Consider the following 22,262-nt stretch of genomic DNA (forward strand, 5'->3'; position numbering starts at 1 on the left):
AAAGTGCATGAAGAAAAAAATAATTTGGACTGCAATAGCCCTAATCGTTGGTTTTTTAATTTATCAGGTTTATATTTTTACTTTATCAGAAGATGATAATATTAAATCTATTTACTTGGTTCCTGATAATGCAGTTTTTATAATTGATACCGAAAGACCTATTGACACTTGGGATGAAATAAGCTCAAGCGACATTTGGACTCATTTACAAACCAACCAACAAATTAATAAACTTTCAGAAAGTTTACTTAGTTTAGATGAGACCTTTAAAGCTAAAAAAGAAATAATAGACTTTATAGGAGAACGAAATCTTATGATTTCTGTACATGTATTCAGTCCTAAAAAATACGGTTTACTCTATATTGCGGATTTACAAAAATTCTCTAAACTTATTTTCTTAAAAAGAGCCATTAGCAAATTAGCTGGCGAAAATTATAAAGTAACCAAACGAGTATATAAAAAACAGGAAATTATTGAGTTGTATAATAAAGAAACAAGAGAAACTTTACATCTTTCCTTTATTAAAAATCAGGTTATAGCTTCCTATACTCATGTACTAGTTGAAAAATCAATTGACCAATACTTAAATCCTGTTATTGGGCGTGATGTAAATTTTGTAGAAATCAAAAAGAAAACTGATACTGATGGTTTTTTCAATATTTATCTACAACACAAGTACCTAAAAGACTACTTAAGTTGCTTTACGAGTTCTACGAATTTAGATTTTTTAAACAACAATAAAGAGGCTTTTTTCTATACAGGATTGGATATATCAATTAAAGAAGGAGTTATAGTTGAAGCTACTGGTTATACGAATGTTGACAGTAATTCACAAACCTATCTAAAAGTATTACAAAAGTCTGGAGTTGGTAAACTTAGTGCTGCTAAAATAGCTCCAAAAAACACTTCTTTATACCTTAGTTTTGCTTTTAATGATTTTAAAACTTTTAATCATAACCTAGAGATACTTCAACAAGAAAATCCAGCCGATTTTAAAATGTACTCTGATCAGTTAGCAATGATTGAGGATAAACTAGATATTAATGTTTCTGAACAGATTTATAGTTGGATTGGGAATGAAATAGCATTAATTCATTTTAACACTGAACTTTCAAAAAACAAAAAAGATATTGCTGCTATTATTAAAGCTGACGATATTGAGGATGCCAAAGAAAATCTTCAATTTGTTCTTTCCAAAATAAAAGAAAACACTCCATTAAAATACAAGCAAATTAATTACCGAGGGTATCCTATTAATTTTTTTGATCTAAAAGGGTTCTTTAAAATGCTAGCTGGTAATGTATTTTCTAAAATGGAGAAACCATATTTTACAATAATTGATGATTTTGTAGTTTTTAGCACCAGCCCAAATACCATCAAAGAAATTATTAATAATCATTTAATAGGATACACACTTGAAAGCTCTGAAAATTTCGATGATTTTAACGATCATTTTGAAAAGAAATCTAGTGTTTTTGCTTATATAAACACCCCTAACTCGTACAAAGATCTTTTAAGTTTAGTTGATAATAAAACTAGAAGTCAACTTCAAAAAGACAAGCCTTATATTACTTGTTTTTCTCAAATAGGCGTGCAACTTATTTCTGACGAAGATCTTTTTAAAAGTAACATTTCTTTTGTTTACGAGCATCCAAAAGACATTGCTATCAACATTAAAAAAGAAGAAGAATTAAAAAAGAAACTTCTTGAAGAATTAACTCCTGATAAAGACTCTGTAAATACTCAAAGTCCTGTAAGCTTTTTTAACCTCCCTCCTATACATCCATCAGATTTAAGTGCCAGGTCTTATAAAGAATATTATGAAAATGGGAACTTAAAATTTGAAGTTGATTTAGATGATGGTTTAAAAGATGGAGTTTACAAATCGTATTATCCAAACGGGAACATAAAAGTTAAAGGTCATTATAAAAAAGACAAGCAAATTAGCACTTGGAAAGCTTATGATGAACAAAGTGGAGATATAATCCTCAAAAAACAATTTTAATTGTAAAATTTTACAGCATTAATTACATTTGCCTAGCAAAATAAAAACAGAATACACATGGGAAGAGCATTCGAATTCAGGAAAGCGAGAAAGATGAAACGTTGGTCAGCTATGGCTAAGACCTTTACCCGTATTGGTAAAGATATCGTCATGGCAGTTAAAGAAGGAGGTTCCAACCCCGAAACCAACTCTCGTTTACGTGTAGTAATTCAAAATGCGAAAGCTGCCAACATGCCAAAAGACAATGTTGAGCGTGCCATTAAAAAAGCATCTGATAAAAACACAGAGAACTATAAAGAGGTATTATTTGAAGGATATGCGCCTCACGGAGTAGCTGTTTTAGTAGAAACTGCTACTAACAACAATAACCGTACAGTAGCCAATGTTCGTGCTGCCTTTAATAAGTGTAACGGAAACTTAGGTACATCTGGTTCTGTAGCTTTTATGTTTGATCATGTGGTAAACTTCAAGATTAAAGAAGAATCATTAGCTATGGATTTAGAAGAATTCGAAATGGAAATGATTGACTTCGAAGTTGAAGAAGTTTTTACTGATGAAGAAGATAACTCTATCATGCTTTATGCTCCGTTTGGTCAATTCGGATCTATCCAAAAATATTTAGAAGAAAACAATATTGAAATTATTTCTTCTGAATTCGAACGAATTCCAACTACAACTACTGCTCTTTCTGATGAACAGAAAGAAGAAGTTAACAAGCTTTTAGAAAAATTAGAAGAAGATGATGACGTAAACAACGTGTATCATTCGATGGAAGAGTAAAACTTTTCTACATCTATACAACTTAAAAATCCAACGATTTATACCGTTGGATTTTTTTTATATATTTATCCAAACTAAACCTCTTTTTATGATTTTCTACGGAACTAAAGGAACACATTTACATAGCGAAAAAGTTAGCGGTGTAAAATGTAATCATTGCGAACAACAAAACGTGCACACCGTTAGTATTTTTGGTAAATTTTTTTACATCTACTGGATACCTGTATTTCCTTTAGGTAAAAAAGGTGTTTCCGAGTGCGATCACTGTAAAGCTACTTACGAGCGCAAAAATATGAGCGAGCAATTAAAGTTAGCTCACGACAACGTAAAACGAAATTCCAAAACTCCTTTTACCCATTGGATTGGTTCTCTATTGTTAGGTATTCTTATCCTTTTCGTAATCTACTCTGTAAAAAAACACGATAAAGATGTTGTTACCTACATCAACAATCCACAGGTTAATGACATTATTAAGTATAAATCATCTAAAAAAGCTTACTCAACTATAAAAGTTACCGACGTAACTACCGATTCTATTTTCTTTGTGGCTAACTCAATGGAAATAAGTAAAAGAAGTAAACTTTATAAAATAGATAAAGAAGAAAACTACAATGCTGAACGATTTGGCATGAGTTTATCTGACTATAAAGAAGCTTTTGATAACAAGGATTTTTTAGATGTTGATAGGTAATTAAAATTTACCTTTATTAAAAAATAATTAACCTTTCTAAATTACAATTCTTAAATCGATTTATATTCTTTTAATATTTGTACTTTAGCTCCAACATTGAAATACACAAGTAATGGATTATAGAATGACTATCATCATTCCCGTCTTCAATGAAATTGATAACTTAGATAGAATATACAATACCTTTACAGATTATTTTTCTAAAAGTAAAACCAAAAGCAAGGTTTTATTTATTGATGACGGCTCTACCGACAATAGCTTTGAAAAAATTAATGAAATCTGCTCAAAAAACCCTGATTTTGAATTCCTTAAATTCAAAGAAAACTGTGGCTTAAGCGCTGCTATAAAAGCAGGAATTGACCATACAAATACTGAGTTAATAGGGTACATTGATGCAGATTTACAAACAACTCCTTACGATTTTGATATTTTACTAGAAGATATTGATAATCATGAAGCTGTAATAGGTTACAGAGGTAAAAGAAAAGACACCTTAAGTAAAAAAATACAATCTTTAATTGGGAATGCTGTTAGACGTAGTTTGATAAATGATGGTGTTATAGATACAGGATGTCCTTTAAAAGTGTTACACACTGATGCGGCTAAAAAAATCCCGTTTTTTAAAGGAATGCATCGCTTCATCCCCGCTTTAATTTTACTTCAAAACGGTACCATAAAACAAATAAAAGTGCAACATTTTGAACGTATTGCTGGTACCTCAAAATTTAATATTTTCAATAGATTGAAAGCCTTACATGATACTTTTGCCTATAGATGGATGCGAAAAAGCTACATAAACTACGATATTGAAAAGTCAAAAATTAGCTAATGAGCGAGTGGCTTTCATACAAATCTTTTGTTTACATTATTGGTTTTGTCGCTCAAATTTTATTTTCGGCAAGATTGTTACTACAATGGATTCAATCTGAAAAAGTAAAAAAAGTTTTAACTCCTGAATTGTTTTGGCAACTTAGTTTAATTGCTTCTTTTTTACTATTTGTTTACGGTTGGTTACGAGATGATTTTGCTATTATGCTTGGGCAATCGCTAACCTACTTCATCTATATTAGAAATATGCAACTGCAAGGATCATGGATAAAATTACCTAAATTTATACGTGGTTTTTTACTTATTTTCCCTTTTCTTATAGCGCTATATTCCTTTAAAAATAATCAAGTTGATATTGAACGTTTATTTCGTAATGAAGCCATCCCTATTAATTTATTGATATGGGGAAGCATCGGTCAAATTATTTTTACATTACGATTTGTTTATCAGTGGATTTACTCTGAACGCAAAAAAGAATCTTCGTTACCTCTCGGCTTTTGGTTATTAAGTCTTTTAGGCTCCTTAATGATTTTAAGTTACGCTATCATTAGAAAAGATCCAGTATTATTTATCGGACAACTATTTGGTTTTGTTATTTACCTAAGAAATGTTTACATACTCATAAAACACGAAAAACCTAGAGAGACAGTATAAACTCACGAACAATTCACTACTAAGTACCAAATTTTAAACAAATGAATAAAAAACTATCCTTTCACCTCTTTTTATTTATTGCTGCTATTAGTTTACTTATTAACGTAGGTTCTTTTGGTGTCATAGAAAGTAGCGATGCCAGATATGCAGAAATAGGAAGAGCTATGCATGTTTCTGGTGATTATATGCACCCTAACTTGTTAGATGTTCATCATTATCACAAGCCACCATTTACGTATCAAATTACAGCTTTAGGATACAAAATATTTGGTATCAATCCTTTCGGAGCTCGTTTCTTTTTGCAACTAGCAATTCTTTTACAACTTATTTTAGTATATCGTTTAAGCATTTTATTATTCAACAATAAAAAAACAGCACTTTGGGCTGCTATTATCTATTTTAGTTTTCCGTTGGTATTAATGTCGTCGCGTAACTTAACTACTGATGCTTTTTTGGCAACCTTTGTTTTATTGAGTATTTATAGTTGGGTAAAATATCATAAATATGGAGTCATAAAATGGCTCTATGCCTTTACCTTAAGTTTAGCTTTGGGCTTTCTAACTAAAGGGCCTGTGATATTTATTGTTCCTGTAATTTTTATATTATTTTACAATCGTACGGAGAAGACGAAAAGAAGTTTCTCTTTCCACCACATAGCTGCCTGGGTGTTATTTTTAATCGTTGCTTCTTCTTGGTTTGTATATTTAGGATATCACAATCCTGCTTTTCTTGATTATTTCTTAGGAAAACAAACTGCAGATAGATTTTCTAAAAATGCCTTTGGAAGAACGGAACCATTCTGGTACTTCTTAGCCTTTGCCCCACTAGTAGGTTTACCATGGTTTTTAGCATTCATTTATTTATTAAAAGATCAAAAAGAATTATTGAAAACCAAAACGATACACTTTGCATTATTAATGGCATTTGTGATTCCTTTGATTTTCTTTTCCATTTCTTCTTCGAAACGTATATTATATATTTTACCATTATACGGTTTACTTGCCATACTAATAGCAGATTTATTTTCAAGAATCAGCTCAGAAAAAATCAAAACTATCAATGGCTTTATTCTTGGTTTTTCTGGTTTAATTTTATTGACTTTTATCGTAGTTCCATTTATAAATACTGGAATGAATTTTCCTTATTATTTAGCAGGTGCTAGTTGTGTTGTTGTGATCCTGATATTCTTACTCTATAAATCAGCAAAAGAAGAGGTTAAGTTTAAGCCTATATTCACTTCTTTTGTGGTTACAGTGTTTCTATTGATAAGTGCTTCGACAATCTTAGCTAAAAACGAATTAAAAGTAAATGCTTCTAAACCTGTAACTGATTTCATTATTAGTAAAAACCTTAATTCAAGAGATATTTTAATATATAATATTAGGAAGTCATCCATAGCTTTTGGTTTAAATAAATCTATTATTTCTTTATACGATGGACATGAATCTTTAAACAGAGAAACGCAATTTGAAACTGACACAAACTGGAAAAATCATTTGATTAACCTTAAAGATACTAATGAGTTAGAAAGCTTACACGAAATAGTAGAAAAACCTACTGTTTTATTATTGTATAGAAAACAACTTCCAGAAAGACTTGATTGGCTTGCAAAAAAATACACGCATAAAAAAGTAATGGAAAAATGGACTATCCTATACTAGTATAAATACATTACACTAAAAATTATAATAACTTCAGTAAATCCAATGTTTTTTTACGTTGGATTTTTTTTGTTTCTGTTTCTACAAATTCATCCACAAAATAAATTTCTTTGGGGATCTCGTATTTAGAGAGTTCTTTTAGACTTTTCACTTCAGTTTTTAAAGACTTCTCGACTGCGCTCGAAGTGACACCTTCAATAATCAACACCAACTTTTCCCCCAACCTTTTATCAGAAATACCAATAACAAAAAAACGATTCGAGATAATTTTAGAGAGTTTTTCTTCTATTTTTTCTGGATGTAGTTTGATTCCTCCAGAATTGATGACATTATCGTAACGTCCTAACCATTCAAATTCTGTATCAGAAATTAAACGAACCACATCATTTGTTACAATTCTTTCTGTAGATACTTTTGGAGCATCAATGACTAAACAGTTTCGACTGTCTTGAGAAAGTTGTACGTTAGGTAACACCTTATAATACTCGTCATTACGAACAAATTTCATTTGTGAAGTAATCTCTTTGCCAACAGATTGCTTCGTCATCTCTCCTCGCAATGACACATTATTATTCAACTTTTTAACAGCAATATGCGTAATTGTTTCTGTCATTCCATAGGTTGCAAAAACTTCAGTAGATAGATTTTGAATTCCTTCTATCAAATCGCTAGACACTACTCCACCTCCTACAATCAGTTTTTTAACCTTATGTAGATCTTTCAACGAGTTATGTAGTTGCAAAGGTACCATTGCAGAAAAATCATACACTGTATCTACTCCTTCTAATGGATTGGAAGCTGCTTCTACTATATCTATTTTCCATCCCAATGTTAATGCACGAACTAACATCATTTTCCCTGCGATATAATCAGTAGATAAACAAAGTAAAGCTGTAGTATTTTCTTTTAAATCAAAGAAAGCCCCTGTTGCTTTGGCTGAGTTAATCATATGTTCCTTTTTCAGCGGGATTGGTTTGGGTTTTCCTGTAGAACCAGAAGTTTGTACTACTACAAAATCTTCAGTATTAAACCAATCTGACAAAAAAGAAAAGACAGAACTATTAGTTGTTTTAGAGAAACTCAATAATTCTTCTTCCGAAGTAAAAGAAACTCCGTTTAATTGAATTTTTTTATGAAAAGTGAGGTTTTCCAATTATAGTAAATGACGTTTTATAATCGCTCTTCAGTTATCTTTGGCTTTTCAATATGCCCCAATAACTTTTCTTTCCAGTTTTGCCATCCGTATTTTTTCGAAAATAAGACTAGCATTAACGGATACAGGACAAACACGGGTAAAAACATCTCAATACCAACAGAAGGATCCGAAGTATCTAAAAACAAAGCATCTGTTTGAAAAACAGTCCAATCGGTAGTCACTAAAAACGCTGCCACGATATTATTAATAGCATGTAATCCTAAGGCCAATTCTGTACCTTCATCCATTAACGTTGTTATTCCGAAGAAAAAACCTGTTCCTATATAAAACACCATAGAAATATATCCTAACTTCTCTACTTCTGGATTTGCACCATGTAACAAACCAAATGCTACAGAGGTAATAATTAATGGTACCCATCTATTTTTAAACCAAGTACCTAGTCCCTGCATAAAATACCCTCTAAACAGTAATTCTTCAAAACTTGTTTGTATAGGTAAGCATAAAAACGAAACGGTTACTAACGTAAAAAAAGGAATAGGCTTAAAATTCCATGTATAATTTTCTGGAGATAAAAAAATATCAGACGCTACAATAGAAATAGACACCAATCCCCAAACTATGAATCCAAACCAAAAGCGACTCCAATCAATTTTACTTCTACTGGTTATAACAGTTTTAATAGCTCTTCTATGAATGTACTTTATCCCCAAAAACAGTGATATTAATCCAAAAGCAAACATGATAACCATCAAAAGCAGAAATAAATTTTTATCAATTCCTAAACTCATAAAGTTATCTTTTGCAGCTCTTGAAAACTCAGCCATATTTTCAGAATGTAAAACAGCAGTGACTGCTAACGGTATAACGCCTATAAACTGCCATCCAAATAACACAATAAAAATAACTATTAGGTACAAATACCACTGATTTTCACCTTTGTATGCTTGTTGTATAAAATTCATTTCTAAATATTAAAACTCCATTTTTTTTCACAATTATACCTTAAACTTCCTCTTGACACTTCTAAAGGACTTTCAAAATTGTTTGTAAACAAACTTCCAGTTCCTAGTCCTTGAGGTAGTGGATTGTTTAGCTTATAGGTCCATTGTGCAATTGCGTTCAATCCTATATTACTCTCTAAAGCTGAAGTTATCCAATTCCCAACTTGGTTATTAGACGCTATTTGTATCCATTCGTTACTTCCTTTAAAGCCTCCAACTAAACTTGGTTTCAAAATAATATATTGAGGTTGAATTGTTTCTATGCATTTTTCTTTCTCTTTGGAAGAAAATACGCCTATTAACTCTTCATCTAACGCAATAGCTAAAGGTGTTTCTTCACATAAACTCGCCATTTCTTGCCACTGACCTTGCTTTATTGGTTGTTCTATAGAATGTAAGTCTAACTCGGACAATCGCTGTAATTTTTCTAAAGCATTTTCAGGTAAAAATGCTCCATTAGCATCCACTCTAAGCTCTATTTCTTTTGCTGAAAACTCTCTTCGGATTGATTTTAGTAATTCTATTTCCGTATCAAAATCAATAGCACCAATTTTCATTTTTATCGTTGAAAAACCTTGCTGCAACTTATCTTTAATTTGTTGTTGCATAAAAGATTTATCTCCCATCCAAATCAACCCATTAATTGGAATTTGTTGTTTTCCTCTGGTAAAGTCTGAAGGAAATAACTCAAACAAGTCTTCACTTTCCAATGATAAAAATGCCTGTTCTAATCCAAATTGTATCGATGGGAAATCTATCAGCTCAGATAATAGTTTTTCTAAACCTAGATTAATGTTGTTGCATACCCATAGTAGTTTTTCTTCATAATCAGGTCTGTCATCTGCACTTAATCCTCTGAATAAGCCACATTCTCCAACTCCTTGGTATCTTTCTCTACTTAGAATTAAAAACCAGGTTTCTTTAGTTCTTAAAATCCCACGTGAAGTTCCACTAGCTTGCTTAAAATTTAAAAGGTATTTATGGTAGGTTGCTTTTATCAATCTTTGTTTTTTTAGTTGTAAGCTTCAGAAGCTTTTTTAAACTGGTCTAAATATTGTTGACTTATCCTTCTTGGTTTACTTTTAAAATATGGTAACAAACAGCTCATTATGTATGATTCACTAGTACTTGTAGTCGTTTGTATTATTTTAGTAGTATTACCTTCTGAAAAAAATACATAATCATCTATTTTTGATATGCTCTCTGCATCAAAATGAAAAGTAATTCTTTTGTTTTCTTCAAATGCTAGTATTTCTTCCGTCATAGTTACCATTCTTCCTTGATTATCAACTACAACCCTATAAGTACTTCCTACTTTATTGGTTTTCTCTTCCAATGTTTCGATTGATTTTACCTCTGGCATCCATTGCTTCATTAAATCCACATTCTGAAAATCTGCAAAAACCTCATTTACAGGTTTATTAATTTGTACTTCGTTAGTATATACTACTTCTCCTACAACTAAACCTGTTAAAAAAAATGCAAGGATTAGCGTAGTGATAATTCCTAAAATTATTTTGATTCGTTTCATGTTATATCAACCTATAAGGAAAAAATTAAATGGTTATCGTTTGCCCTATCTCTAAAATCACCAATTCTTTTTTAGCTTGAGCAAACTTTTCTTTAGCTTCATCTACATCAATTTCTATTGCTGGAAACGTATTAAAATGACAGCCTATTACTTTATCACAAATCACTAAATCACTTGCTATAATAGCGTCATCTACTCCCATCGTAAAATTATCTCCTAATGGAAAAATAGACGCCGTTAAATTCGTTGTCATCGGAATTAATTGCATATCCATGGTTACAGCTGTATCTCCTGAAACGTATAATGCTTTTTCTCCTGCTTTGATTACAAAACCTCCTGGTTGCCCTCCATAGGTTCCATCTGCAAAAGAAGAAGTATGAATAGCATTTACATATTTAGCAGAAAAAGTATTATTGGTATAAGTACCTCCATGATTCATAGCATGCCCTTTGAAACCTTTAGCCGTATAATATGTTACAATTTCGTAATTTGAAATAATTGTAGCGTTGGTTCTTTCTGCAATACGTTCTACATCCAGCACATGATCTCTATGTGCATGTGTAAGTAGAATATAATCTGCTTTTATTTCTTCTATATTGATATAGGATGCTTGAGGATTTCCTGAGATAAAAGGGTCAATTAATGTATGTGTTCCATTGATTTCAACACCAAAACACGCGTGACCATAAAAAGTGATTTTCATATAATTAAAATATAATTCTTGTCGTGCAAATTACAAAACTTGCCCTAGTCCAAAAAGAATTGAAAATAAAAAGGTACTTAAGGCCACTTTTTTCAACTCTCCATCCAACAATATTTCTTCCTTATTTTTATACACAAAAAGTATGTGCTTCATCAAAGGGAAATAAGCAATTAGGAATAAAAATTGACTTGTTGATTGATACTTAATTACCACATATAACAACGCAAATACAAAAGATACACCAATTAAAAAATAGTGATATACTTTTGCTGAATCTGCTCCCATTTTTACCACCAACGTATTTTTGCCTGACTTCGCATCATTTTCTCTATCACGCATATTATTTAAGTTTAGTACCGCAGTACTAAGTAATCCAACTGTAATTGCTGGAAAAAAAATGGTAAAATTTAACTGTTTTGTATATAAAAAATAAGTTCCTACGACTGAAAGCAAACCAAAAAACAGAAATACAAAAACATCTCCAAATCCGCTATAACCATAAGCTGATTTACCTACTGTATACTTTATAGCAGCAATAATAGAAGCGATTCCTAATCCGAAGAAAATAGCAGAATATAAAAAGTTGTCTTTTCCAAAGGAAATATAAATAAGTAATAAAGCAATGATAAATGTAATTGCTCCTGTTATTAGCATTGCTCTTTTCATTTGTATTGGAGTAATAGCTCCTGAAGCCACCATTCGCGCTTCTCCTTCTCTTTGATTATCGGTTCCTTTAATACCATCCCCATAATCGTTTGCAAAATTGGACAATACTTGAAACCCGATTGTAGTTAAAATAGCTAACCAAAAAATAGATGATTCTAATATATTACTCTTCCCTACGCTAATAGTTGTTTTAAAAAGTTCAGAAGATACTTTAAAAAAAGACTCGTTTAATCCTAAAAATGCCCCGACAATAATTCCTGATACCGACAAAGGCAAAGTACGCAATCGTGCTGCTTTTATGTAGTTTTTAATCATTCTTAAAAAATAAGATTCCCGCTTTCGCGGGAATAACACTATTGATGTTTTACTGTTATAAATTATTTGCTTCTGCAATTAATTCAGCAATATCTTTTACTTGAATTTGTGCTTCTTTTTCTTTGAATTTTACACCATCTGTCATCATGGTATTACAATAAGGACAACCCGTAGCAATAATTTGAGGGTTTGTTTCTAATGCATCCTCTGTTCTTAACACATTGATATCCTTATCTCCTTTTTCTGGCTCTTTAAACATTTGCGCTCCACCAGCTCCACAACATAATGCAGTTGATTTATGGCGCTTCATCTCTGTCATTTTCACTCCCAAACGTCTAATTAAATCACGTGGACTTTCATACACATCATTTGCACGTCCTAAATAACAAGGATCGTGATATGTTAAACGTTTCCCGTTTAAATTTTTATCCTCAACAGTTAAACGTCCATCACTGATTAGCTTGCTAATATACTGTGTGTGATGATACACTTTGTACTTACCTCCTAATCCTGGATATTCATTTTTTAAGGTATTGAATGAGTGCGGATCACAAGTAACAATTGTTTTAATCTCGTAAGCATTTAAAACCTCAATATTAGTCATTGCTTGCATCTGAAATAAAAACTCATTTCCAGCACGCTTAGCCGCATCACCTGTTGAACTTTCTTCGGTACCTAATACAGCAAAATCCACATTAGCTTGTTGTAGTATTTTTACAAATGCTCTTGTTATTTTCTTTGCTCTGTCATCATAACTTCCTGCAGCTCCTACCCAAAACAACACTTCTGGTTGTTTTCCTTGAGCCATCATTTCTGCCATTGTTGGTACGTTCATAATTCTTTATAGTTTAATTGTTGAACTGTTTTTTATTTAATTTTTGAGAATTGAATAATTAACAATTATTCTTCATCTTTCCAGTTTAATCTATCCATTTGACTATACTGCCATGGTGCTCCATTATTTTCAATATTGGTCATCATCATATTCAACTCTTGCGGAGCTGCTGATTCTTCCATAACCAAATAACGACGCATATCCATAATGATTGATAATGGATCAATATTTACAGGGCATTCTTGTACACAAGCATTACAACTTGTACAAGCCCATAATTCTTCTGGAGTAATATAATCGTTTAATAATTGCTTTCCATCATCAACAAATTTTCCTCCGTTTGCATCCATATTTTTTCCTACTTCTTCTAAACGGTCACGGGTTTTCATCATAATCGCACGTGGTGATAACTCTTTACCTGTTAAGTTTGCAGGACATGCAGAGGTACAACGTCCACACTCAGTACACGTATACGCATTCATCAACTGTACCCAATTTAAGTCGGTAACATCAGAAGCTCCAAATTTTTCTGGTTCCCCTTCCTCTACTCCTTCTTCTGGCATTGCATAAGGATCCGCATCTGGATCCATCATCATCTTCACCTCATTGGTAACAGCTTCAAGATTATTAAACTGCCCTTTTGGGTTTAGATTTGCAAAAAACGTATTTGGAAACGCTAATAAAATGTGTAAATGTTTTGAGTAGTATAAATAGTTTAAGAAAACTAAGATTCCTGCTATGTGCAACCACCAAGCTGTTTTTTCTATTGTATGTAAAGCTTCAGGTGAAAATCCTTCAAACCAAGGTGCTACAATTTGAGAAATAACGTTCCCTACTCCTGCTTCTTGAAAATGCACATCTGTAGCATTCATCACTAAGAACAAGGTCATCAACACCATTTCGAAATATAAAATGATATTACCATCATTCCTTGGCCAACCTTTCATTTCTTTATTCCAAAAACGTTTTACCTTTTCAATATTTCTACGGAACCAAAAAACTGTTACCGCAACTAATACTAAAAACGCTAATATTTCAAAACTTCCAATTAAGAAACCGTATAAAGCATTTCCTATAATTGGTTGAAAAACTCGATGTGTACCGAACAATCCGTCAATAACAATTTCTAACAATTCTATATTGATTAGGATAAAACCTACATAAACTATAATATGTAGCACTCCTGAAATTGGACGACGTACCATTTTATATTGTCCTAAAGCTATTTTAGCCATGTTTTTCCAACGCTCTGGCTTTCTATCACTTCTATCAATATCTTTTCCTAATTTAATGTTGCGTATTAACTTACGAACATTCATTACAAAATACCCGATACCTGCAATTAAAATAAGTGCAAAAAGGATGTTTGGTACGTATTTCTCCATCGTTCTTTAATTATTAAGTTTTGTTAGATTTATAAATGTAAGTTATTTGTCACTTACATTATTGGTATTATTTTCTTCGTTATATGGTTTTGCTTTTTTTCCGAATAATGAAAAATGTACAAATCGCTTAGGATTTAGTTTCATATCTCTTAACAACTCTTCCAATTCTTTTGATGCATTAGTTAAGTTTGTGTACATTTTTTCATCTGTCATTAACTTCCCTAAAGTTCCTTTACCCGATTTCATATCAGCTAACATACTATTTAAATTTGTTAACGTAGTTTCAAGCTTTTTAGCAGATTCACCTAAATTCGCTTTAGCTAGATCATCAGAAACTTTTGAAAAATTATCTGTAATGTTTTTAGCATTTCGTAAAGTCGAATCTAAATTCGTTTTATTATCAGCTAATAACGAATTTACTGAAGATAACGTTTTACGAACATCTGAAATTGTTCCTTCTAAACCTAATATACTTCTGTTTAAACTTTGACGAGATTTTTCGTCTAAAACTTGATTAAACCCTATTAATAAAGAATCAGCTCCGACTAAAACATTTTCTAATTTTGCTTGAATTGGATTCAATTTTTCACCTACAGAAGAAAAAATATCAGATTCCACTTCTCCTTTTAAATAATCTCCAGATTTAGCTATCTCTCCGTCATATTTAGGAACAATTGCTAAATTTTGCCCTCCCATTAAACTAGCTGAGTAAATCTTAGCGATACTATTTTTAGAAAATTTAAAATCGGTTTCTAATGAAATCTTTACTATCAATTTTCCTTTTTTAGTAGCATCTTGATTGAAGTATATTTCGTCAACCTTACCTACCTTAAGACCATTTATTGTAACTAAACTTGCTTCATTAAGACCATTTATATTGCTATACTCAACAAAAAACTGTCTTTTATTAGCACTAAATAAATCTTGTCCTTTTAAGAAATTATACCCCCAAATAAATAGCGCAATAACTATTACAGCAACAATTCCTGTTTTAAGTTCTTTAGACATCATAGTATATTTATACGAGCGAAAATAATAATAATTTTGCGAGTATAAATATAGAATACCTCTAAATTAATGGTTTTTCAACGCTTCTTTCATTGAAATTCTTTGACCATTTTTAAAAGCAACTACCCAAGCATCTTTATACCCTTTGCTTTTTGCTGTAGCTAACGCCTTCTTAATTCCGGAAAAACTCGATGAACTTCCATAATAATACTTATGATAATCATCTAAAAATAAAGACTCTACGTTTTCAAGTCCTTTAAAACTATTTGTAGGTAGTTTTCTTCTCGAAGCTGCTATTTGAACTTTAAATTCTACTTCAGGCGAAGTTTGCTTAGGAATAGCTTCAACCTCTTTCTTTGAAACTTCTTCTTTTTTAGGTTTTGACACTACAACTTCTTTTTTTACAACCTCTTTAGGAGTTTCTTTTTTGGTTTCAACTGGTTTTGATACTTTTTCTGTCTCTTTTGAATTTTCAAACACTACAGCTCCTTGGCTTTGAATAGTATTTAACTTTAAACTTGTTATATACCTTTTTATAGCATCAGCTATTGCTTTTGCCATTTTTAACTGCCCAGGTCTAGTATTCAAAAACTTCCCTTCTTCTTTATTTGTTAAAAAACCTAATTCAACCAAAACACTAGGCATTACTGTTTCTCGTAATACTAAAAAATTAGCCTGTTTTACTTTTCTGTTATTTCTTTTTAATTCAACAAAGTTATTTTGAATTAATCCTGCTATTCCTAAACTATTATCTAAGTTTTCTTCTTGTAATACTGATAAACCTATTACCGATTCAGGAGAATTAGGATCATAATCATAATTTTGTTTATAGTTGTCCTCTAATAAAATTACAGCATTTTCTCGTTTAGAGATTTCTAAGTTTTCTTTATTCCCATTTAAACCCAAAACAAAAGTACTAGCCCCATTAGGGTCTGGTCTTGTGAAAGCATCACAGTGAATAGAAACAAATAAATCTGCTTTTTTATCATTTGCTATTTTAGCGCGATTATGTAACTCTATAAAGACGTCTTTTTTACGAGTAAAAATTACATCTATATCTTTTGATGTTAGTAATTCTTTACCTACATCTAATGCTACGCGTAACGCTATATTTTTCTCTTTATACCCATTCCCTAAATTACCAGAATCTTTCCCACCGTGACCAGCATCTAATACCACAGTATATTTTTTTTGTGCAAAAACTGTTGATATGCAGCCTGATGAAACTGTAAAAAAGGTTATTATAATTAGAGATAATTTTGAGATATTATATTTACGGAAATTTAAGAATTGCATCAATAAAATTTAACTATTTTTGGATTTTAAAATATAGGCTCGCAAATAGCAAGCCAAAGTTTTTAAATATAACACAAAAATAGTATTATTAATATTGCGAGCAAATCCAACTTACATACTTTTAGCTTTCTATCTTTTTTGTTTTCAAATAAGTTCTGCACAAGAATTTGGTAAAACAGGAATTTCTCCTCAAAAACCTAAAAAAGATTCTATTTTTAATAACCCAAAAGGCTCAATTATAGGGTTAAAAAACAATGATCTTGTAACTAAAAAAAAAGATACAATAGTGAACGATTCTATAAAACCTAAAGAAGTTATTGACGGAATTATCACCCACAATGCAGAGGATTATACTATACAAGATGCTAAAAACAAAACTATTACCTTATATAACAATGCACATGTAACTTATACTGATATTGATTTAAAAGCTGGGATTATTATTCTTGACTACAAAAATAACATGGTATATGCTAAAGGAATTAAGGATAGTACTGGTTACCTTCAAAGACCTCAATTTAAACAAGGTGGTCAAGAGTCAGAACAAGATTCAATTTTATTTAATTTTAAAACAAAAAAAGCTTTAGTTTATGGTGTAAAAACTGTTCAAAGTGGAATTATTACCTATGGAGAGAAAACAAAAAGAGTAAATGACTCTACCATTTATATGCGTAGATTGCGTTTTACTACTTCTCAGAAAAAAATTCCTGATTACTATATTCAAACCAACAAAGCTAAGTTGGTGCCTGGTAAAAAAATTATTGTAGGTGGGAGTAATTTGGTATTAGCCGATGTACCTACCCCTGTATATTTACCTTTTGCTTATTTTCCTTTGACAGATAAAAGAACTTCTGGTTTTATTATACCTTCATGGGGGGAAAGTAATAATCAAGGCTTTTTCTTACAAAATGGAGGGTATTATTTTGCTTTAAGTGATTATTTTGATTTAACAACCTTAGGTGATTTGTACACAAATGGAAGTTGGGGGCTTAATGCCACGTCCAACTATTACGTCCGTTATAAATTTAACGGAAATTTTAGTGTTCGTTTTGAAAATATTATTCAAGGGATTCGCGGTTTAAGCGACTATAGTAAATCTAACAATTTTAATATCCGTTGGAGTCATAGTCAAGATGCTAAATCTAGTCCAAATTCTCGTTTTTCAGCATCTGTAAACCTAGGAAGTAGTAAATATTATAGACAATCATTAAACGAATACAACAGCTCACAATTTTTAAATAACACATTGAGCTCTTCTATTTCTTACTATAAAAAGTTTGTAGGTACTCCATTTAATATGAATGTGACTGCAACACACTCTCAAAACACCAATACAGAATCAATTACAATGACACTCCCGTCATTACAATTAAATATGGATCGTATTTACCCATTTGCAGGTAAAGGTGGTGTCAAAAAAAATCCTATCCAAAAAATGGGATTAAATTATAGTATGCAGGGTCAATACCAAATAAACACTACAGATGATGAGTTTTTTACTTCAAAAATGTTTAAGACCGCAAAAAAGGGAGTACAACATAACTTAAGTACTAATACTAGTATGAAAGCTTTTAAATATTTCACCTTATCTCCTAGTGTGAACTATAAAGATGTTTGGTATTTAGATAAAATCAACAAGAGATACGATCCTACAATAACAAATAAAGATGGTAATTTAGGAGACGTTGTAAATGATACCATTAGTGGGTTTACTCGTTTTAATGAATACAATTTTGGAGTTTCATTATCAACAAACATCTATGGTACTTTTAACTTTAAAAAAGGAAGACTTAAAGCTATCCGCCATACCATTAGGCCTTCTATTTCTTATGGTTATCGTCCAGATTTTGCTAAAGACTATGATTTACAAGTACAACAAAGTTCTGACCCAAATGACTTATTAACTTACTCACCTTTTGAAGGTGGAATTTATGGAACACCTGGAAGTGGAGTTTCTAACTCTATAGGGATAACCGTTAACAACGTTTTAGAAGCAAAAGTAGCTCCAAAAGATCCTGATAGTGATGAAGAAGACAAAAAAATAACAATTCTTAACAATCTAAACTTTAGCACCAACTATAATATTGCGGCTGACAGCTTACGTTGGAGTCCAGTTAGAGCAAATGCAGGAACAAGGCTTTTTAAAGACAAGTTAGCCTTAAATATGAATGCTACTTTAGACCCTTACCAAGTTAATAGCAAAGGACAGAGAATTGACGAATTTAACTCTAATATTTTTAGACTTACTAATCTTGGTGTTACTGCCAACTACTCTATCTCTAGTAAAGATTTTGAAAAAGATAATGATAACAAAAAGGACACTGAAAACAAAAATGGTAATGGAGCGCAAAATACTCCTGATGTTTTTGGTGAAAATATAGGAAGTACAAATGAGTTTTCTAGTAATCCTAATAACAAACAAAATAAAGAAAACGAAACAAAAGAAACCGAATTATATAAAGCTAAAATACCTTGGACCCTTAACTTAGCTTATAGTATGAGCTACACTGACAATGGTTTAACCAGTCAAATAGGAAGTAATACATTAATGTTTAGTGGTGATGTAGAATTATCTCCTAAATGGAAGGTTGGCTTTTCTTCTGGATATGACATCAAAGACAATGCTTTTACTTATACCCGCTTAAGTTTTTCAAGGGACTTAGATAGCTGGAGATTTAATTTTAACTGGACTCCATTTGGAGTAAACTCTTCATATAGCTTCTTTATTGGTGTAAAATCTTCAGTTTTAAGCGATTTAAAATGGGATAAAAATAAACCACCAGATAGAGTTCTATTCTAAAATTCAGGAAACATAATTGTTCTGTTTTCACAAAAAACTTTTGCATCTTTAAAACCTAAACAAAAATGAAAAAAATAATAACTACTGATAAAGCTCCTGCTCCAATTGGACCATACAACCAAGCAGTGCTCAGCGGAAACACTTTATACACATCGGGTCAAATAGCCATCAACCCAACTACAGGTGAACTAGTATTAGATTCTATTGAAGCAGAAACCAAACAGGTTATGCAGAACATGAAAGAAGTATTAGCGGCAGCTGATATGACTTTTGAAAATGTAGTAAAAACTTCTATTTTCATTTCAGACATGTATAATTTTTCAAAAATAAATGCTGTTTATGCTGAATATTTTGATGAAGCTACAGCTCCTGCTCGTGAAACAGTAGAAGTTGCTAACTTACCCAAGTTTGTAAATGTTGAAATTAGTATGATTGCTATTAAATAACAACAATCATTAATAACAAAATAAAAAATCCACTTCTTAAAAAAGTGGATTTTTTATTTATATCGCTTTAATCAACAATTCTGCTGTTGCGGGGTTTGTTGCTAATGGAACATCATGCACATCACACAAACGCATTAGCATAAAAATATCTGGTTCATGCGGATGCTTTGCCAAAGGATCCCTAAAGAACAATACCATTTGACATTTTCCTTCTGCCACCCTACCCGCTATCTGAGCATCGCCTCCAATAGGCCCCGACAAAAATTTTGTTACTTCAAAGCCTGCTTTTTCAGCTTTCTCTCCGGTGGTTCCTGTAGAGATTAATTTAATTCTCTTTTGATGTAATACCGCCTTATGTTCATTTAAAAATTGAACCATCTCCGCTTTCATTCCATCATGTGCTATAATTGCTATTTCCATAAAGTAGTATTTAAAAAAGTATTCCCGCTAAAAAGCGGGAATACAATATTACAAAATATTTTATGCTTTTATAAAGATGCTGAATATTCTAATAAATCTACAATCTTTGTTGCATACCCAAACTCATTGTCGTACCATGAAATTACTTTAAAAAAGTTTTCATTTAACTCCAAACAAGCATCTGCATCAATAACAGAAGTTCTGGTTTCTGAAACAAAATCTTGCGATACTACCTCATCTTCAGTATACCCTAAAATACCTTTTAACTCTCCTTCAGAAGCTTCTTTTAAAACTGCTAAAATTTCTTTTAGCGAAGTAGCTTTTTCTGTTCTAAATGTTAAATCTACTAAAGAAACATCAGCAACAGGAACTCTCACTGCCATTCCTGTTAACTTTCCTTTTAATTCTGGAATAACCGTAGTTACTGCTTCAGCCGCACCTGTTGATGTAGGAATAATATTGTTTACAACTGAACGCCCTCTACGCCATGCCTTATTAGGTCCATCAACTACATTTTGAGTCGAAGTTGCTGCATGCACGGTAGTCATCAATCCTTCTTTTAAACCAAAAGTATCATGGATAACCTTTGTTAATGGTGCTAAACAGTTTGTTGTACAAGATGCGTTTGATATAATCACCTCATCAGCTGCTAAACTTTTGTGATTCACCCCCATCACATACATATTCGCATTTTTTGATGGTGCTGAAATAATTACTTTTTTAGCCCCTCCAGTAATATGCATTCCTGCTTTATCTTTATCAGTAAAAAAACCTGTAGATTCTATTACATATTCTGCTTCAACTTCATTCCATTTTAAATTTTCTGGATTTCTTTCTGCAGTAATTCTAATCGCTTGTCCATTAACAATTAAATTTCCATTCTTTACCTCTACTTCGCCATCAAAACGTCCATGAACAGAGTCGTACTTTAACAAATAGGCTAAATAATCTACTTCTAACAAATCGTTAATTGCCACGACTTGAACATTGTCTCTTTTCATTGCTGAACGGAAAGCTAATCTTCCAATTCTTCCGAATCCGTTAATTCCTATTTTTATCATTTATTTTTAAATTTTGTATTCGTATATAATTAAGTCGTCATAATATCAGATACACGCAATAGTTCAGTATCAATATTATGTTGACCTTTGATTGCTTTTTTTAAACTTGTTGTTACAACTTTATTATCTCTTAAACCAACCATTAGATTCGTTTTTCCATCAAGTAATAACTCTACTGCACTCACTCCTAACCTACTAGCCAAAACCCTATCAAAACATGATGGAGAACCTCCTCGTTGCATGTGTCCTAACACTGAAACTCTAACTTCATATTCAGGTAAATTCTCCTCTACGTAATCTGCCAATTCAAATACATTTTTACCCGTTTTGTCTCCTTCAGAAACAACTACAATACTTGATGATTTCCCTGATCGTCTACTTTTCCTCAAAGATTCTAACATTCTTTCCAACCCTAAATCTTCTTCAGGTATTAAAATTTCTTCTGCCCCTGCTCCTACACCAGCATTTAAGGCAATAAATCCTGCATCTCTTCCCATTACTTCAACAAAGAAAAGACGGTTGTGAGACGAAGCGGTATCTCTAATTTTATCTATAGCACTAACTGCTGTATTCAATGCTGTATCATAACCAATGGTATGGCTAGTCCCATAAATATCATTATCTATAGTTCCGGGAATTCCAATGACAGGAAAATTATGTTCTTCATTAAAAATTACTCCCCCTGTAAAAGAACCATCTCCTCCAATTACTACCAAAGCTTCTACTTGATGTTTCTGTAAACTTTCAAACGCTTTTTGTCTTCCTTCTTTGGTTCTAAAATCTTTAGAGCGCGCTGACTTTAGAATTGTTCCTCCTTTGTGAATAATATTGTTCACACTTCGAGCAGTTAAAGGAACCAAGTCTCCTTCTATAAGTCCTTGATATCCTCTATAGATTCCCATACACTCTAAGTCATAGTAGGCGCATGTTCTTACAACTGATCTAATTGCGGCATTCATTCCTGGAGCATCCCCTCCAGAAGTCATAACAGCTATTTTTTTTATTTTTTCCATAAAA

The 22,262-nt window shown here is 31.7% G+C and carries 21 protein-coding genes; 8 read left to right on the forward strand and 13 right to left on the reverse strand.

Annotated elements, in window-relative coordinates:
- Window positions 1–7: 7 nt before the first annotated feature.
- The 6 genes from ACQY6M_RS04240 (at window position 8) to ACQY6M_RS04265 (ending at window position 6,619) form a co-directional block, all read left to right on the forward strand.
- Complete coding sequence (locus tag ACQY6M_RS04240) at window positions 8–2,005, forward strand: DUF3352 domain-containing protein (protein ID WP_428740559.1); 1,998 nt, start codon at window positions 8–10, stop codon at window positions 2,003–2,005.
- Window positions 2,006–2,062: 57 nt separating this feature from the next.
- Window positions 2,063–2,785 (forward strand): YebC/PmpR family DNA-binding transcriptional regulator, encoded by a 723-nt coding sequence (locus ACQY6M_RS04245; RefSeq protein ID WP_428740560.1) that lies wholly within the window; start codon window positions 2,063–2,065, stop codon window positions 2,783–2,785.
- 88 nt (window positions 2,786–2,873) lie between these two features.
- Window positions 2,874–3,476 carry a hypothetical protein gene (locus ACQY6M_RS04250; protein ID WP_428740561.1) on the forward strand — a complete coding sequence of 201 codons (603 nt, stop codon included), beginning with the start codon at window positions 2,874–2,876 and terminating at the stop codon, window positions 3,474–3,476.
- A gap of 112 nt (window positions 3,477–3,588) precedes the next feature.
- Window positions 3,589–4,305 carry a glycosyltransferase family 2 protein gene (locus tag ACQY6M_RS04255; protein WP_428740562.1) on the forward strand — a complete coding sequence of 239 codons (717 nt, stop codon included), beginning with the start codon at window positions 3,589–3,591 and terminating at the stop codon, window positions 4,303–4,305.
- A complete protein-coding gene (locus tag ACQY6M_RS04260) occupies window positions 4,305–4,958 on the forward strand; it encodes a lipid-A-disaccharide synthase N-terminal domain-containing protein (protein WP_428740563.1) in 654 nt (217 codons plus the stop codon). The genes ACQY6M_RS04255 and ACQY6M_RS04260 overlap by 1 nt, the downstream gene beginning before the upstream one ends.
- Window positions 4,959–4,999: 41 nt before the next feature.
- Window positions 5,000–6,619, forward strand: a complete 1,620-nt coding sequence (locus ACQY6M_RS04265) for an ArnT family glycosyltransferase (RefSeq protein WP_428740564.1) — start codon at window positions 5,000–5,002, stop codon at window positions 6,617–6,619.
- 22 nt (window positions 6,620–6,641) lie between these two features.
- Here the strand turns inward: ACQY6M_RS04265 and ACQY6M_RS04270 are convergent, their stop codons facing one another.
- The 10 genes from ACQY6M_RS04270 to ACQY6M_RS04315 all read right to left on the reverse strand — a co-directional run bounded on the left by ACQY6M_RS04270 (window position 6,642) and on the right by ACQY6M_RS04315 (window position 16,518).
- Window positions 6,642–7,772 carry an AMP-binding protein gene (locus ACQY6M_RS04270; RefSeq protein ID WP_428740565.1) on the reverse strand — a complete coding sequence of 377 codons (1,131 nt, stop codon included), beginning with the start codon at window positions 7,770–7,772 and terminating at the stop codon, window positions 6,642–6,644.
- Window positions 7,773–7,789: 17 nt separating this feature from the next.
- Entirely contained in the window at window positions 7,790–8,740 is a 951-nt protein-coding gene (locus ACQY6M_RS04275; protein WP_428740566.1) for a lysostaphin resistance A-like protein, read from the reverse strand.
- 2 nt (window positions 8,741–8,742) lie between these two features.
- Window positions 8,743–9,780 carry an o-succinylbenzoate synthase gene (locus ACQY6M_RS04280; RefSeq protein ID WP_428740567.1) on the reverse strand — a complete coding sequence of 346 codons (1,038 nt, stop codon included), beginning with the start codon at window positions 9,778–9,780 and terminating at the stop codon, window positions 8,743–8,745.
- Between the two features lie 11 nt (window positions 9,781–9,791).
- Window positions 9,792–10,310, reverse strand: coding sequence for an SRPBCC family protein (locus tag ACQY6M_RS04285; protein WP_428740568.1), 519 nt, complete (start codon window positions 10,308–10,310; stop codon window positions 9,792–9,794).
- 25 nt (window positions 10,311–10,335) lie between these two features.
- On the reverse strand, window positions 10,336–11,013 hold the full coding sequence (locus ACQY6M_RS04290; RefSeq protein WP_428740569.1) for a metal-dependent hydrolase: 678 nt from the start codon (window positions 11,011–11,013) through the stop codon (window positions 10,336–10,338).
- Window positions 11,014–11,043: 30 nt separating this feature from the next.
- The gene (gene menA, locus ACQY6M_RS04295) at window positions 11,044–11,994 is read right to left on the reverse strand and encodes a 1,4-dihydroxy-2-naphthoate octaprenyltransferase (protein ID WP_428740570.1); all 951 of its coding nucleotides are present in this window, start codon (window positions 11,992–11,994) and stop codon (window positions 11,044–11,046) included.
- A 55-nt stretch (window positions 11,995–12,049) separates the two neighbouring features.
- Entirely contained in the window at window positions 12,050–12,829 is a 780-nt protein-coding gene (locus ACQY6M_RS04300; RefSeq protein WP_428740571.1) for a (Fe-S)-binding protein, read from the reverse strand.
- 65 nt (window positions 12,830–12,894) lie between these two features.
- Entirely contained in the window at window positions 12,895–14,214 is a 1,320-nt protein-coding gene (locus tag ACQY6M_RS04305; RefSeq protein ID WP_428740572.1) for a 4Fe-4S dicluster domain-containing protein, read from the reverse strand.
- 42 nt (window positions 14,215–14,256) lie between these two features.
- The gene (locus ACQY6M_RS04310; protein WP_428740573.1) at window positions 14,257–15,222 is read right to left on the reverse strand and encodes an MlaD family protein; all 966 of its coding nucleotides are present in this window, start codon (window positions 15,220–15,222) and stop codon (window positions 14,257–14,259) included.
- 66 nt (window positions 15,223–15,288) lie between these two features.
- Window positions 15,289–16,518, reverse strand: a complete 1,230-nt coding sequence (locus ACQY6M_RS04315; protein ID WP_428740574.1) for an N-acetylmuramoyl-L-alanine amidase family protein — start codon at window positions 16,516–16,518, stop codon at window positions 15,289–15,291.
- Between the two features lie 94 nt (window positions 16,519–16,612).
- Here ACQY6M_RS04315 and ACQY6M_RS04320 point away from each other — a divergent pair, with 94 nt between their 5' ends.
- Window positions 16,613–19,318 (forward strand): putative LPS assembly protein LptD, encoded by a 2,706-nt coding sequence (locus ACQY6M_RS04320; RefSeq protein ID WP_428740575.1) that lies wholly within the window; start codon window positions 16,613–16,615, stop codon window positions 19,316–19,318.
- Between the two features lie 65 nt (window positions 19,319–19,383).
- Window positions 19,384–19,764 (forward strand): Rid family detoxifying hydrolase, encoded by a 381-nt coding sequence (locus ACQY6M_RS04325; protein ID WP_428740576.1) that lies wholly within the window; start codon window positions 19,384–19,386, stop codon window positions 19,762–19,764.
- 57 nt (window positions 19,765–19,821) lie between these two features.
- Here the strand turns inward: ACQY6M_RS04325 and ACQY6M_RS04330 are convergent, their stop codons facing one another.
- The 3 genes from ACQY6M_RS04330 to pfkA form a co-directional block, all read right to left on the reverse strand.
- Window positions 19,822–20,184: a methylglyoxal synthase gene (locus ACQY6M_RS04330; protein ID WP_428740577.1), complete on the reverse strand. Its 363-nt coding sequence runs from the start codon at window positions 20,182–20,184 to the stop codon at window positions 19,822–19,824.
- A 68-nt stretch (window positions 20,185–20,252) separates the two neighbouring features.
- Window positions 20,253–21,245 carry a type I glyceraldehyde-3-phosphate dehydrogenase gene (gene gap / locus ACQY6M_RS04335; protein WP_428740578.1) on the reverse strand — a complete coding sequence of 331 codons (993 nt, stop codon included), beginning with the start codon at window positions 21,243–21,245 and terminating at the stop codon, window positions 20,253–20,255.
- Window positions 21,246–21,274: 29 nt separating this feature from the next.
- Window positions 21,275–22,258: a 6-phosphofructokinase gene (pfkA, locus tag ACQY6M_RS04340; protein ID WP_428740579.1), complete on the reverse strand. Its 984-nt coding sequence runs from the start codon at window positions 22,256–22,258 to the stop codon at window positions 21,275–21,277.
- Between the last annotated feature and the right edge of the window lie 4 nt (window positions 22,259–22,262).

Source organism: Tenacibaculum sp. (assembly GCF_050290165.1).
Classification (GTDB): Bacteria; Bacteroidota; Bacteroidia; order Flavobacteriales; family Flavobacteriaceae; genus Polaribacter.

Bases quoted from the DNA above. Each gene is read 5' to 3' on its own strand.
- ACQY6M_RS04310 (WP_428740573.1), bottom strand. From the start codon at position 15,222: ATGTCTAAAGAACTTAAAACAGGAATTGTTGCTGTAATAGTTATTGCG.
- ACQY6M_RS04245 (WP_428740560.1), top strand. From the start codon at position 2,063: ATGGGAAGAGCATTCGAATTCAGGAAAGCGAGAAAGATGAAACGTTGG.
- pfkA (WP_428740579.1), bottom strand. From the start codon at position 22,258: ATGGAAAAAATAAAAAAAATAGCTGTTATGACTTCTGGAGGGGATGCT.
- ACQY6M_RS04315 (WP_428740574.1), bottom strand. From the start codon at position 16,518: ATGCAATTCTTAAATTTCCGTAAATATAATATCTCAAAATTATCTCTA.
- menA (WP_428740570.1), bottom strand. From the start codon at position 11,994: ATGATTAAAAACTACATAAAAGCAGCACGATTGCGTACTTTGCCTTTG.
- gap (WP_428740578.1), bottom strand. From the start codon at position 21,245: ATGATAAAAATAGGAATTAACGGATTCGGAAGAATTGGAAGATTAGCT.
- ACQY6M_RS04325 (WP_428740576.1), top strand. From the start codon at position 19,384: ATGAAAAAAATAATAACTACTGATAAAGCTCCTGCTCCAATTGGACCA.
- ACQY6M_RS04250 (WP_428740561.1), top strand. From the start codon at position 2,874: ATGATTTTCTACGGAACTAAAGGAACACATTTACATAGCGAAAAAGTT.
- ACQY6M_RS04285 (WP_428740568.1), bottom strand. From the start codon at position 10,310: ATGAAACGAATCAAAATAATTTTAGGAATTATCACTACGCTAATCCTT.
- ACQY6M_RS04265 (WP_428740564.1), top strand. From the start codon at position 5,000: ATGAATAAAAAACTATCCTTTCACCTCTTTTTATTTATTGCTGCTATT.
- ACQY6M_RS04300 (WP_428740571.1), bottom strand. From the start codon at position 12,829: ATGAACGTACCAACAATGGCAGAAATGATGGCTCAAGGAAAACAACCA.
- ACQY6M_RS04305 (WP_428740572.1), bottom strand. From the start codon at position 14,214: ATGGAGAAATACGTACCAAACATCCTTTTTGCACTTATTTTAATTGCA.
- ACQY6M_RS04255 (WP_428740562.1), top strand. From the start codon at position 3,589: ATGGATTATAGAATGACTATCATCATTCCCGTCTTCAATGAAATTGAT.
- ACQY6M_RS04275 (WP_428740566.1), bottom strand. From the start codon at position 8,740: ATGAATTTTATACAACAAGCATACAAAGGTGAAAATCAGTGGTATTTG.
- ACQY6M_RS04290 (WP_428740569.1), bottom strand. From the start codon at position 11,013: ATGAAAATCACTTTTTATGGTCACGCGTGTTTTGGTGTTGAAATCAAT.
- ACQY6M_RS04330 (WP_428740577.1), bottom strand. From the start codon at position 20,184: ATGGAAATAGCAATTATAGCACATGATGGAATGAAAGCGGAGATGGTT.
- ACQY6M_RS04240 (WP_428740559.1), top strand. From the start codon at position 8: ATGAAGAAAAAAATAATTTGGACTGCAATAGCCCTAATCGTTGGTTTT.
- ACQY6M_RS04260 (WP_428740563.1), top strand. From the start codon at position 4,305: ATGAGCGAGTGGCTTTCATACAAATCTTTTGTTTACATTATTGGTTTT.